The organism is Polynucleobacter sp. HIN5 (assembly GCF_030297555.1).
Taxonomy (GTDB): Bacteria; Pseudomonadota; Gammaproteobacteria; order Burkholderiales; family Burkholderiaceae; genus Polynucleobacter.
Window position 1 is genome coordinate 1531133 of record NZ_AP028136.1, and the last position, 12647, is coordinate 1543779.

12 protein-coding genes are annotated in these 12647 nt (G+C 48.9%); 7 read left to right on the forward strand and 5 right to left on the reverse strand.

Features of this window, described 5'->3' with window-relative positions; genetic code table 11:
* Positions 1–11: 11 nt before the first annotated feature.
* The 5 genes from QUE61_RS07720 to dut are packed head-to-tail and all read left to right on the forward strand — an operon-like array spanning position 12 to position 6018.
* Positions 12–965: a bifunctional riboflavin kinase/FAD synthetase gene (locus QUE61_RS07720; RefSeq protein WP_286306654.1), complete on the forward strand. Its 954-nt coding sequence runs from the start codon at positions 12–14 to the stop codon at positions 963–965.
* Positions 958–3822, forward strand: a complete 2865-nt coding sequence (gene ileS / locus QUE61_RS07725; protein WP_286306655.1) for an isoleucine--tRNA ligase — start codon at positions 958–960, stop codon at positions 3820–3822. The genes QUE61_RS07720 and ileS overlap by 8 nt, the downstream gene beginning before the upstream one ends.
* A gap of 2 nt (positions 3823–3824) precedes the next feature.
* Entirely contained in the window at positions 3825–4322 is a 498-nt protein-coding gene (gene lspA, locus QUE61_RS07730) for a signal peptidase II (RefSeq protein WP_286306657.1), read from the forward strand.
* Positions 4323–4347: 25 nt separating this feature from the next.
* Positions 4348–5553, forward strand: a complete 1206-nt coding sequence (gene coaBC, locus QUE61_RS07735) for a bifunctional phosphopantothenoylcysteine decarboxylase/phosphopantothenate--cysteine ligase CoaBC (RefSeq protein WP_286306658.1) — start codon at positions 4348–4350, stop codon at positions 5551–5553.
* A 15-nt stretch (positions 5554–5568) separates the two neighbouring features.
* Positions 5569–6018, forward strand: a complete 450-nt coding sequence (gene dut, locus QUE61_RS07740) for a dUTP diphosphatase (RefSeq protein ID WP_286306659.1) — start codon at positions 5569–5571, stop codon at positions 6016–6018.
* A 20-nt stretch (positions 6019–6038) separates the two neighbouring features.
* Here dut and clpA read toward each other — a convergent pair whose 3' ends face one another.
* Positions 6039–8348, reverse strand: a complete 2310-nt coding sequence (clpA, locus tag QUE61_RS07745; protein ID WP_286306660.1) for an ATP-dependent Clp protease ATP-binding subunit ClpA — start codon at positions 8346–8348, stop codon at positions 6039–6041.
* Complete coding sequence (gene clpS, locus QUE61_RS07750) at positions 8345–8692, reverse strand: ATP-dependent Clp protease adapter ClpS (RefSeq protein ID WP_371817053.1); 348 nt, start codon at positions 8690–8692, stop codon at positions 8345–8347. The genes clpA and clpS overlap by 4 nt, the downstream gene beginning before the upstream one ends.
* Positions 8693–8999: 307 nt before the next feature.
* On the opposite strand from clpS, the gene QUE61_RS07755 reads away from it, so the two are divergent.
* Complete coding sequence (locus QUE61_RS07755) at positions 9000–9203, forward strand: cold-shock protein (protein ID WP_108508961.1); 204 nt, start codon at positions 9000–9002, stop codon at positions 9201–9203.
* A 68-nt stretch (positions 9204–9271) separates the two neighbouring features.
* On the opposite strand, the gene icd is transcribed toward QUE61_RS07755, so the two are convergent.
* A complete protein-coding gene (gene icd, locus QUE61_RS07760) occupies positions 9272–10522 on the reverse strand; it encodes an NADP-dependent isocitrate dehydrogenase (RefSeq protein WP_286306662.1) in 1251 nt (416 codons plus the stop codon).
* Between the two features lie 91 nt (positions 10523–10613).
* Between icd and QUE61_RS07765 the strand changes: the two genes are divergently transcribed.
* Entirely contained in the window at positions 10614–11057 is a 444-nt protein-coding gene (locus QUE61_RS07765; protein WP_286306663.1) for a DUF192 domain-containing protein, read from the forward strand.
* Positions 11058–11060: 3 nt separating this feature from the next.
* Here QUE61_RS07765 and ppnP read toward each other — a convergent pair whose 3' ends face one another.
* Together ppnP and QUE61_RS07775 are read right to left on the reverse strand one after the other, a co-directional pair.
* Positions 11061–11366: a pyrimidine/purine nucleoside phosphorylase gene (ppnP, locus tag QUE61_RS07770; protein ID WP_286306664.1), complete on the reverse strand. Its 306-nt coding sequence runs from the start codon at positions 11364–11366 to the stop codon at positions 11061–11063.
* 24 nt (positions 11367–11390) lie between these two features.
* A complete protein-coding gene (locus QUE61_RS07775) occupies positions 11391–12620 on the reverse strand; it encodes an argininosuccinate synthase (RefSeq protein ID WP_286306665.1) in 1230 nt (409 codons plus the stop codon).
* Positions 12621–12647 lie beyond the last annotated feature (27 nt).

Sequence of the window (12647 nt, forward strand, 5' to 3'; positions counted from 1 at the left end):
GAAAGCGAACTGTGAAGGTATTTCGAAGACTGAAGCCCGCCCCGACCCAAGCACCATGCGCCCTAACCATAGGTAACTTTGATGGCGTGCATCGCGGCCATCAAGCACTACTGCATCAGTTGGTGGAGGGTGCGCGCGCGCGTCATTTGAGCCCCTGCGTACTCACCTTTGAACCCCACCCGCGAGAATTTTTTTCACCGCACGATGCGCCGCCCCGAATCCAGAATCTGCGCGACAAATTGATGGCCTTAGGTCAATATGCTGTCGATTCGATTGCAATTGAAGAATTTAATCAACCCTTCTCCCAACTCAGTCCCACTGAATTTGTGCGTGAGATATTGATTCGAAAACTGAATACCAAATGGTTGCTAATTGGTGATGATTTCTGTTACGGCGCCAAACGCGCTGGTAATTTTGATAGCTTGGTGGCCGCCGGTAAGCAGTATGGTTTTGAAGTTAGTCGCATCCCAAGCATTCTCGAGAGCGAAGAGCGAATCTCGTCTTCACTACTAAGACAAGCTCTTGATCAGGGTGATATGCAGCGTGCCACAGAACTACTCGGCCGCCCTTTTTCAATTTCGGGTCACGTGTTGTATGGAAAGCAACTGGGACGCACGCTCGGATTTCCTACCATCAATTTAGCGGTTTGCGCACGTCATCCGCATGCCAAACCGGTGACGAGCGGTATTTTTGTGAGTCAAGTGCATGGCTTGGGGGAAAAGCCTTTACCTGCAGTCTCGAGCTTAGGAGTGCGGCCATCCGTCGAGAGTACCGGTCAGGTTCTTTTAGAAACCCACATCTTTGATTTCAACCGATCCATCTATGGTCAAGTGGTTTGCGTAGAATTACTAGCTCGACTGCATGAAGAACGAAAATACCCGGACCTAACCACCCTACAAGCTGCTATTCGAGATGATGCCCAAAAGGCTCGTCAATACTTTCTAAAGAAAAATTCGTATGTCTGATAAATCTCCAAACTACCCGGTCAATTTGCTTGAGACCAGCTTTCCCATGCGCGGTGATTTACCCAAGCGAGAACCCAAATGGGTGGAAGAGTGGCAACGCAATAAGGTCTATGAGGCGATTCGCAAGGCTCACGCTGGCCAGCCAAGTTTTATCTTGCACGATGGCCCTCCCTACGCCAACGGCGATATTCATATTGGTCATGCGGTCAATAAAATTCTGAAAGATATGATCGTCAAGTCCCGTTGGTTAATGGGTTTTGACGCCGTCTATGTGCCAGGCTGGGATTGCCATGGCATGCCCATTGAGATTCAAATTGAAAAACAATTTGGCAAAAACCTACCTACTGCTGAGGTACAAGCCAAAGCTCGTGAATATGCGCAGGCTCAAGTTGCAAAGCAGAAAAAAGATTTTCAACGCTTAGGGGTTCTTGGTGAGTGGGATCAGCCCTACCTCACCATGGATTTTCAAAATGAGGCTGATGAGATTCGTGCGCTTGGTGAGATCTGGAAAAAGGGGTACGTCTTTCGTGGATTAAAACCAGTGAACTGGTGCTTTGATTGCGGCTCAGCCCTAGCCGAAGCAGAAGTGGAATATCAAGATAAAACGGATCCGGCGGTTGATGTTGGTTTTGCCTTTGATTCCAATCAGAATGCAAAACTTGCCAATGCATTTGGTCTCAAAGAACTACCCAATAAACCGGGTATGGCAGTGATTTGGACCACAACCCCATGGACCTTACCAGCGAATCAAGCCTTAAACGTTCACCCCGATCTTGAATATGCGCTAGTTGAAACCGATCAGCGCTTGCTACTACTGGCCAAAGATCGTGTGAAGGATTGCTTGGAGCAATATGGTCTCGAGGGAAAGGTTATAGCAAGTTGTAAGGGAAAGGCGCTTGAGGGAATTTCCTTTTGGCATCCCTTGGCTAATTTAGACCCTGGATACAAACGCTTAGCTCCAATTTACTGCGCTGATTACGTCACACTCGATACGGGAACAGGCCTAGTGCATTGCGCGCCAGCCTATGGTGAAGATGACTTCAAATCCTGCAAGGCCCACGGCTTAGTTGATCACGACATCATCAATCCAGTCATGGGCGATGGTGTGTATGCCTCCTCTTTGCCGCTCTTTGCTGGTCAACATATTTGGAAAGCTAATCCAAACATTGTGAAAGCGCTTGGTGAGGCCGGCAGCCTTCTGAAGAGTAAGTCCTACACACACTCGTATATGCATTGCTGGCGACACAAGACTCCGATCGTCTACCGTGCGACCTCGCAATGGTTTGCGAGCATGGATAAGAAACCAGCTGGCGAGAAGGCCTCATTGCGAGAAACCGCCTTGGCGGGAGTTGAGAGTACGCATTTTTATCCGGCCTGGGGTAAACAACGCTTACACAGCATGATTGCCAACCGTCCCGATTGGACTCTTTCCCGCCAACGGCAATGGGGTGTGCCCATGGCTTTCTTGATTCATAAGGAAACGGGTGAGCCCCATCCCCGCACTCCAGAACTGCTTGAGCAAGTCGCTCAATTGGTTGAAAAAAACGGGATTGAAGCTTGGCAGAATCTAACGGTTGAAAGTTTGCTGGGTGACGAGGCAAGCGCCTATGAGAAAAATCGTGACACGCTGGATGTGTGGTTTGACTCAGGTACAACCCATTGGCATGTCATGCGCGGCTCACATCGCAACGCACTATATCGCCAGGAATCTGAGGGTACAGAAGGTCGTTGGGCAGATCTTTATTTAGAGGGCTCCGATCAACATCGCGGTTGGTTTCATTCATCACTCTTAACGGGTGCCATGCTCGATGGCAAACCCCCGTATCGTGCCCTCTTAACCCATGGCTTTACGGTGGATGGTCAAGGTCGCAAAATGAGTAAGTCAGTGGGCAATGTGATTGCGCCTCAAGAAGTGGCTGACAAACTAGGTGCTGAAATTATTCGCTTGTGGGTTGCCTCGACAGACTACTCGGGAGAGATGTCGATCTCCGATGAGATTTTGAAACGGGTTGTTGAAAGCTATCGACGCATTCGCAATACCTTACGTTTTCTATTAGCAAACCTCGCAGATTTTGATCCTCAGGTGCACCATCTACCTGCCTCCGATTGGCTAGAGATCGATCGCTATAGCGTTGCACTGGCAGCTGACTTACAAAACACCATCGAAACACATTACCGTGATTATGAATTTCATCCAGCGGTCTCAAAAATATTGGCGTTTTGTTCTGAGGATTTGGGTGGCTTCTATTTAGATATTCTGAAAGATCGTCTCTACACCATGCCTGCAAATTCGGTCGGACGACGCTCTGCTCAAAACGCCTTATTTCATATTAGCCAACACTTACTTAAGTGGCTATCGCCCTTCCTGAGTTTCACGGCTGAAGAGGCTTGGAAATGCTACCCACACTTTGCCAAGTCAACCGACAGCGTATCGATCTTCACCGAAGAATTTGGATCCTTTCCTGAAATTAAGGACGCCCAATCCTTGCTTGCTAAATGGCAACGCATTCGTGAAATCCGCTCTGACATTACGAAAGCCATCGAGCTTGAACGTGAAGCCGGGAAGATTGGATCTTCCTTGCAAGCTGAGTTGCTGATCCAAGTGGGTGCGACTGATTTTGAGTTACTGCAATCGATTGCTTCGGATCTTCGCTTTGTAACGATTACCTCAAAAGCGGAGATCGCAAAATCCACCGATGGCAATATTCAGATCACAGTGAGGCCAAGCGCCTACCAAAAATGTGCGCGTTGCTGGCATCACACAGCTGATACTGGATCCCATCCAAACCATCCCGATCTCTGTGGACGCTGCATTAGCAATCTCGATGGCGCCGGTGAACTTCGTCTGTTTGCATAAACATGGCTCGAGCATCCTCCCAAGAAAGCTCAAGTAAATGGTATGTACTGCTAGCCCTTGGGGTATTGATTGCTGATCAAATCACCAAGTGGTGGGCCCAAATGAGCCTGCCGATGGCTCAGGCGATCAAGGTCACTGATTTTCTGAACTGGTTCTTAATTTATAACCCGGGTGCTGCCTTCTCTTTCCTGTCTCAGGCAGATGGTTGGCAACGCTGGTTCTTTACCGTCATTGGGATTGTTGCTGCCGTTGTGATTATCTGGCTCTTACAAAAAAATACGCACGATCGTCCGTTTTGCCTTGCCCTTTCCCTGATCCTTGGTGGAGCCATCGGGAATGTTCTAGATCGCTTACTGTACGGCGCTGTGGTTGATTTTATTGATGTGCACTATGACGGTTGGCACTGGCCAGCCTTCAATATTGCTGATAGTGCGATCTCAATTGGTGCTACATTAATTGTTATCAATGAAATACGACGGGCCATTAAAGACCGCCCCTAAAGTCAAATCGATTTGGAACCCGCGCATGGCCTCGTTAGCAAACAAAAAAATTGTTTTAGGAATCTCTGGTGGAATTGCGGCGTATAAATCCGCTGAATTGGTACGCGCGCTCATTCAAGAGGGTGCCGAAGTTCAGGTTGTGATGTCAGAATCCGCCATGCAATTCATTACGCCCGTCACCATGCAAGCGCTTAGCGGCAAACCAGTTTTTAGTAGCCAATGGGATCCACGGATTAGCAATAACATGGCGCACATTGAGCTATCCCGTAAGGCTGATGCAATTCTGATTGCCCCTGCTAGCGCCGATCTCATGGCAAAACTATCGTTGGGCTTGGCGGACGATCTGCTAACGACCATGTGCCTAGCACGCGATTGCCCTCTTTTGATTGCGCCCGCCATGAATCTACAAATGTGGGCCCATCCAGCGACCCAACGCAGTCTCAAGCGACTTCAAGACGATGGTGTCACCATTCTTGGCCCTGGTAGTGGTGACCAGGCCTGCGGAGAAGTTGGTATGGGTCGGATGCTGGAGCCCTCCGAGTTATGTGAGCAACTAGTTGCATTTTTTCAGCCACAAGTTTTAAGTGGAAAGCGGGTACTCATTACAGCCGGTCCAACATTTGAGGCCATCGACCCAGTCCGTGGTATTACCAATCTCAGCTCCGGGAAAATGGGATTTGCGATTGCCCAAGCGGCTGTTGAAGCGGGTGCAGAAGTTCACCTGATCGCCGGGCCTTGTGATTTGCCCACTCCTTTGCAAAGCACCGGAAAAATTAAGCGGACGAATGTGATCACGGGCGAAGAGATGCATCGTGCCACGCTCGCCTCTGCAAATTGCGATGTATTTTTTGCGGTTGCTGCCGTTGCCGACTGGACAATTGCCAATCACGCTCCTCAGAAGATAAAGCGTCAAGAGCAGTCTGGGCTGCATTTAGAGTTTCGTTCGAACCCCGACATCTTGCTCGATATGGCCAAGTTGGCTAAGCGCAAATCAAAACCATACTGTGTTGGCTTTGCCGCTGAAACTGATCGTTTAGGTAAACACTCCAAAGAGAAGCGAATTCGCAAGGGCATTCCAATGATTGTGGGAAATATCGGCCCCACGACCTTTGGTCTCGATACCAACGAGATCCTCGTGGTTGATGAAAAAGGCAGTAAAAACCTAGGACGTGCCAGCAAGTTAGAACTTGCCAGAAAACTCATTGCCATCGTTGGCTCCCGCTTACCTTAAATAGGACTATCAATCGTGCAAGTTCTTCAAGTCAAAATCCTCGATGAGCGGATGCGCTCTCAAATGCCTAGCTATGGCACCCCAGGCAGTGCTGGATTGGATTTGCGGGCCTGCATTGACCAGGCAATCGAGCTTGTACCAGGTCAAACTGAGCTCATTCCAACAGGTCTGGCAATTTATATTGAAGATCCCCGCTATGCTGCGATGATTCTGCCGCGCTCAGGACTGGGTCATAAACACGGGATTGTGTTGGGCAACCTGGTCGGATTAATTGATTCGGATTACCAAGGTCAATTGATGGTGAGTGCTTGGAACCGAGGCTCTACCGCGTTTCGGTTAGAACCGATGGAGCGTTTAGCGCAGCTCGTAATCGTTCCAGTGCTTCAAGTGGAACTCAAAGTGGTTAGTGAATTCGAGAGTAGTACCCGGGGTACGGGTGGCTTTGGGAGCACTGGACGCGGATAACTCCGCGCCCAGGGACTTCTTTAGATTTCTTCGACTGGCTCGATACTCGCCTTGCTCGATTTGCTCGGCGGCTGATTCGAGGACTGAATCTGAAGCTGCACCTTACCATCCTCATCAATATCCACCAGCACCGAACCACCATGGGCTAAGCGTCCAAAGAGCAATTCATCGGCCAAGGCTTTACGCACCGTATCCTGAATAATTCGCTGCATCGGTCGCGCACCCATGAGCGGATCAAAACCATGCTTAGCCAAATAAGAACGTAAGGCGGGGCTAAAGACCGCATCGACTTTTTTCTCATGCAATTGCTCCTCGAGCTGCATGAGGAACTTATCCACCACGCGCATAATGATGGACTCATCCAAAGCCTTAAAGGACACGATCGCATCTAAGCGGTTTCTGAACTCCGGGGTGAAGAACTTCTTGATGTCTGCCATTTCATCACCCTGCTCACGTGCATTGGTAAAGCCCATGGTCGACTTTTGCATCGCTTCCGCACCCGCATTGGTGGTCATGATGATGATGACATTACGAAAATCCGTCTTCCGCCCGTTGTTATCCGTCAGGGTGCCATGATCCATCACCTGCAAGAGGATATTGAAAATATCGGGATGCGCCTTCTCAATTTCGTCGAGCAATAAAACGCAATGCGGTTTCTTTGAAACGGCTTCGGTTAACAAGCCGCCTTGATCAAAACCAACGTAACCAGGAGGTGCGCCAATCAAACGGCTTACCGCGTGACGCTCCATGTATTCCGACATATCAAAGCGGAGCAGCTCAATACCCATGATGAAGGCTAACTGTTTCGCAACCTCGGTCTTGCCAACCCCGGTGGGGCCCGAAAATAGGAAGGAGCCAATCGGTCGATCAACCTTCCCTAAGCCAGCACGAGTCATCTTGATCGCGCTCGCAAGGGCCTCAATTGCCGGGTCTTGACCGAAGACGACGCTCTTAATATCGCGATCCAAGGTTTGTAGCTTGCTGCGATCATCGACCGATACCGATTGCGGTGGGATACGCGCAATCTTTGCCACAATTTCTTCAATCTCTTGGCGGTTAATGGTTTTCTTCTGCTTTGATTTGGGGAGAATGCGCTGAGCGGCACCTGCCTCATCAATCACATCAATCGCCTTATCGGGCAAATGCCGATCATTAATGTAACGAGCAGACAATTCAGCAGCGGCTACGAGTGCGGCGGCAGCGTACTTGACACCATGGTGCTCCTCAAAGCGTGACTTCAAGCCACGCAGAATTTGCACCGTTTGATCCACGGTGGGCTCTACCACATCAACTTTTTGGAAGCGGCGCGATAGGGCTGCATCCTTTTCGAAGATGCCACGGTACTCAGTAAAGGTGGTTGCCCCAATGCATTTGAGCGTGCCACTCGATAGTGCTGGCTTTAACAGATTGCTCGCATCCAAGGTTCCGCCAGAGGCAGCACCGGCACCAATCAAGGTATGAATCTCATCAATAAAGAGGATGCCATGTGGATTGTCTTTTAATGACTTCAGGACGCTTTTAAGTCGCTGCTCAAAATCACCACGGTATTTTGTCCCCGCCAGCAATGCGCCCATATCCAAGGAGTAAACGGTCGCGTTTGCCAAAATCTCTGGAACCTCGCCCTTCGTGATTCTCCAGGCCAGGCCCTCCGCGATCGCGGTCTTACCGACGCCAGCCTCACCAACCAAAAGAGGATTATTTTTACGCCTACGGCATAAAACCTGAATAACGCGCTCGACCTCGCCCTCACGACCAATTAATGGATCAATCTTGCCCTGACGCGCCATAGCATTGAGGTTTTGGGTAAATTGATCGAGAGGACTTTCTTTGCCACTGCTTGCAGCCTCCTCAGTATCAGGACTCGCCTCAGCTGCTTTTGCGGGTTCCGTGTTGTCTTTACGAACACCGTGACTGATAAAGTTCACCACGTCCAAGCGGGTTACCCCTTGCTGTTGCAAGAAATACACTGCATGCGAATCTTTCTCGCCAAAAATAGCTACCAACACATTCGCGCCAGTCACCTCTTTTTTGCCATTCGAGGTCGACTGCACATGCATGATGGCGCGCTGGATCACCCTCTGGAATCCAAGCGTTGGTTGGGTATCAACCTCTTCGGTTCCAGGAACCACCGGGGTATTGTCATTAATGAAATTTTTCAGCTGGGAGCGCAACTCAGCGATATTGACTGCACAGGCCTTCAGAACCTCGACCGAGGTAGCGTTATCCAATAAAGCGGATAGCAAGTGCTCAACCGTAATGAACTCGTGGCGCGCTGCGCGAGCGTCCACAAAAGCCATATGCAAACTTACTTCTAGTTCTTGAGCAATCATGCTTCCTCCATAGTGCACTGCAATGGGTGACCCGCTTCACGGGAACGTTCTATGACTTGATGGACCTTGGTCGAAGCCACATCGCGGGTATAGATACCGCAGACGCCTTTTCCTGCCAAATGCACTTGCAGCATGATGCGAGTTGCTGTTTCTTGATCTTTATTAAAGTATTCCTGAATCACCATCACCACAAATTCCATCGGCGTGTAGTCGTCGTTTAACAACATCACTTTGTACATGGCGGGTACCTTGACCTTTTCGGCCTGCCGCTCCAACAAAACCGTGTCTTCCTTAAATGGGGTAACTGGGTTTCCTCCGGGGGGTGTTTTGGAATTACGACTCATGAGAAACATTCTAACCACACCGCAAAACTCTGCAATAAATCCACGTAAATCAGGTTTTCATCAGACGAAAACCCTTCAAAATCAAAGCATATTTGTAATATTGGGCCGTTTTTATGAAAAAAAAGGGTTTTTCCTAATGATATTGAGTCATATTTCCTTGACACCCCCTCAAAAAGGGCAAACAATCAACCCTGTGGTGTTTTTCTCGTTTGAGATTTACCTGCATTAGGCGTGTTGCGGAGTAAGACTGATCAAAAGGTATTTCCCCTCTTCACGGTTGTCTTTAGATTTTTGTAATGGAGTTCGCATGGCGACCGGAGTTGTTAAGTGGTTTAATGATGCAAAAGGTTTCGGTTTTATTAAACCGGATGATGGTGAAGAAGAGTTGTTTGCACACTTCAGTGCAATCACGATGAGTGGCTTTAAAACCCTCAAAGAAGGTCAAAAAGTAACGTTTGACATTACTCAAGGCCCAAAAGGTAAACAGGCAACTAATATTCAAGCTGCCTGATCACTAGCTGATCCCAAGTAAAAACCCCGGGCTTCAACCTGGGGTTTTTCTTTTGGAGTTCCTGCGAATTACATATTGTCAATCATGACCTGACCAAAGCCCGAGCATGAAACTTGAGTCGAGCCTGGCAATAAGCGCGCAAAGTCATAAGTTACCTTCTTCGAAAGAATGGCTTTTTCCATCGAAGAGATAATCAGATCAGCCGCTTCGGTCCAGCCTAAATGACGCAGCATCATCTCGGCAGACAAGATCTCGGAGCCAGGATTGACGTAATCTTTACCAGCGTATTTGGGAGCTGTGCCGTGGGTTGCCTCAAACATTGCGATGCTATCGGACATATTGGCGCCTGGAGCAATACCAATTCCGCCCACCTGAGCAGCGAGTGCGTCCGAAATATAGTCGCCATTGAGATTTAAGGTCGCAATCACACTGTACTCATTGGGGCGTAACAAGATCTGCTGCAAAAAGGCGTCGGCAATCACGTCTTTCACAATGATGTCTTTGCCGGTTTTGGGGTTCTTAAATTTACACCATGGGCCACCATCGATGAGTTGTGCTCCGAACTCTTTCATGGCGAGCTCGTAGCCCCAATCACGGAAACCCCCTTCGGTAAATTTCATGATGTTACCCTTGTGCACCAAGGTTACCGAAGGTTTGTCATTATCGATGGCGTACTGGAAGGCTTTGCGAACTAAACGCTGTGTACCCTCACGTGATACGGGCTTAATACCAATGCTGGAGGACTCTGGGAAACGAATCTTCTTTACGCCCATTTCTTTAATCAAGAAATCCACCATCTTTTTAGCACCTTCGGTGCCGGCTTCCCATTCAATACCCGCATAGATATCTTCGGAGTTCTCGCGAAAGATCACCATATCGGTCTTCTCGGGCTCACGCACGGGAGAGGGCACCCCTTTGAAATAACGCACTGGACGCAAGCAAACATACAAATCAAGGGATTGACGTAATGCAACGTTCAAAGAACGAATGCCACCACCAACCGGGGTTGTCAAGGGACCTTTAATGGATACAACGTATTCTTTGACCGCATCGAGGGTCTCATCAGGCATCCAAACATCTGGGCCATAAACCTTGGTCGATTTTTCTCCAGCATAGACCTCCATCCAAGAAATCTTGCGCTTACCACCATAAGCCTTCTCAACTGCGGCGTCGACCACCTTGATCATCACTGGAGTGATGTCCATCCCAGTACCATCCCCCTCGATAAACGGAATAATGGGGTTATTAGGAACATTGATTGAAAAATCTGGATTAACCGTAATTTTTTCACCGGCTGGGACTTTAATGTGCTTGTACATGATGCCTTTCTCCGTTTAACGAATATGGTATTTTCACATGAGGCAAAACTGCCTATTCCTGAAAATGTACTATTTTAATTCCCCGAGCCCTATGATCCAAAAATACTTGACCATTCTGGCGGCCTGTTTTTTATGCATCCTCACAGAAAATTCCGTTGCCCAAGGCTCCTCCCTGCCAATCATTGAGCTCAAGGCCGGAATGCACCGAATTGAGGCCGAACTCGCTGACACTCCAGCAGCACGGCAAACTGGCTTAATGTACCGAACGTTTATGCCTACTAATGCTGGAATGCTCTTTGTTTTTCCAGAAAAAGCCATTCATTGCTTTTGGATGCGTAATACGAAGTTGTCGCTGACCATCGCGTTTATTGACGATGATGGCAAGATTGTGAATCTCTCTGATATGGAGCCTGAAACCCAGAATAACCACTGCCCCCGAGCACCGGTTCGGTTCGCCCTAGAAATGAATCAAAAGTGGTTTGCGCAACGTGCCCTTGGGCCCGGCACGGTGATTACAGGTCTGCCAAAACGCTAGCAACTAGCCAAAGTGACATACGTAGTGCACTGGTTGCTCCGCTCGGATCACAAAATAACCGCCAGCCTCAACGGTCCATGATTGCCCAGCAGCAAAGGTCTGCTCCGCCTGACCATTGATGCTGACATATGCTGTGCCCTCAACGACTTCCATCACCTCTTTGGTACTGAGATCAAAGCGCAAGGTGCTGGGCAGGATCACTCCAACCGATTTTCGGACCCCATCGGGTAGTGTGACCGTATGCGATACGCACTTCCCGTCAAAATACACATTTGCTTTTTTGCCAACTGAAACGCCATCGAACTGCATATCAATTCTTCCGTAATTTAGTGATTATTTTGCACGTTTGCGTTTTGCGATTTCAGCAATCCGCATCCGCAATGCATTAAGTTTAATAAAGCCACCGGCGTCGGCTTGGTTATATGCGCCACCATCATCATCAAACGTTGCAATATTTTGATCAAATAAAGTATTGGCTGAATCGCGTGCCAATACAGAAACCGAACCTTTGTACAACTTGAGACGCACAACCCCGTTCACAGTCTTTTGAGTATGGTCAATTAGGGTCTGCAATGCTAAGCGCTCAGGCGACCACCAATAGCCGTTATAAATCAGCGCGGCATAGCGTGGCATCAGATCATCTTTGAGATGAGCGACTTCACGGTCTAAGGTAATGCTTTCAATCGCACGATGCGCTTTGAGCAAAATAGTTCCGCCAGGGGTCTCGTAGCAACCCCGGCTTTTCATTCCAACAAAGCGATTCTCGACCAGATCCAGTCGACCAATGCCGTGCGCACCACCCAAACGATTTAACTCGGCCAGCAGCTCGTGGGGCTTTAAAGACTTTCCATTGATCGCGACTGGGTCGCCTTGCTTAAATTCGATTTCAATCACCTGCGCTTGATCAGGGGCCTTCTCTGGGGAAACAGTCCAGCGCCACATCGCCTCTTCCGCTTCCGCATTTGGATCCTCGAGATGTCTTCCTTCAAAGCTGATATGTAATAAGTTGGCATCCATGGAATAAGGGGCGCCCCCTTGTTTGTGTTTCATCTCCACAGGGATGCCATGTTTTTCTGCATAGGCCAGAAGTTTTTCTCGGGAAAGCAAATCCCACTCACGCCAGGGAGCAATGACTTTGATTCCAGGCTCAAGGGCGTAGTAACCAAGTTCAAAACGTACTTGATCGTTCCCCTTACCGGTAGCGCCGTGGGACACTGCATCCGCCCCCACCTGGCGCGCAATCTCAATTTGACGTTTTGCAATTAGGGGGCGAGCGATCGACGTTCCCAGTAAATACTCACCCTCGTAAATCGTGTTTGCCCGAAACATCGGAAACACAAAGTCACGCACAAACTCTTCACGCAGATCATCAATAAAGATGTGCTCGGGCTTAATTCCGAATTTGAGCGCCTTGGCACGGGCAGGCTCGAGTTCCTCACCTTGGCCCAAGTCAGCAGTGAAAGTAACGATCTCACAGCCATAGGTATCTTGAAGCCACTTCAGAATCACACTGGTATCAAGGCCACCAGAATAGGCTAGGACGGCTTTTTTAATTTCGGACATAGTGTTTACGATCTCAATAAGTTAAGC

Bases quoted from the DNA above. Each gene is read 5' to 3' on its own strand.
- ileS (WP_286306655.1), top strand. From the start codon at position 958: ATGTCTGATAAATCTCCAAACTACCCGGTCAATTTGCTTGAGACCAGC.
- lspA (WP_286306657.1), top strand. From the start codon at position 3,825: ATGGCTCGAGCATCCTCCCAAGAAAGCTCAAGTAAATGGTATGTACTG.
- coaBC (WP_286306658.1), top strand. From the start codon at position 4,348: ATGGCCTCGTTAGCAAACAAAAAAATTGTTTTAGGAATCTCTGGTGGA.
- clpA (WP_286306660.1), bottom strand. From the start codon at position 8,348: ATGATTGCTCAAGAACTAGAAGTAAGTTTGCATATGGCTTTTGTGGAC.
- clpS (WP_371817053.1), bottom strand. From the start codon at position 8,692: ATGAGTCGTAATTCCAAAACACCCCCCGGAGGAAACCCAGTTACCCCA.
- QUE61_RS07755 (WP_108508961.1), top strand. From the start codon at position 9,000: ATGGCGACCGGAGTTGTTAAGTGGTTTAATGATGCAAAAGGTTTCGGT.
- icd (WP_286306662.1), bottom strand. From the start codon at position 10,522: ATGTACAAGCACATTAAAGTCCCAGCCGGTGAAAAAATTACGGTTAAT.
- QUE61_RS07765 (WP_286306663.1), top strand. From the start codon at position 10,614: ATGATCCAAAAATACTTGACCATTCTGGCGGCCTGTTTTTTATGCATC.
- ppnP (WP_286306664.1), bottom strand. From the start codon at position 11,366: ATGCAGTTCGATGGCGTTTCAGTTGGCAAAAAAGCAAATGTGTATTTT.
- QUE61_RS07775 (WP_286306665.1), bottom strand. From the start codon at position 12,620: ATGTCCGAAATTAAAAAAGCCGTCCTAGCCTATTCTGGTGGCCTTGAT.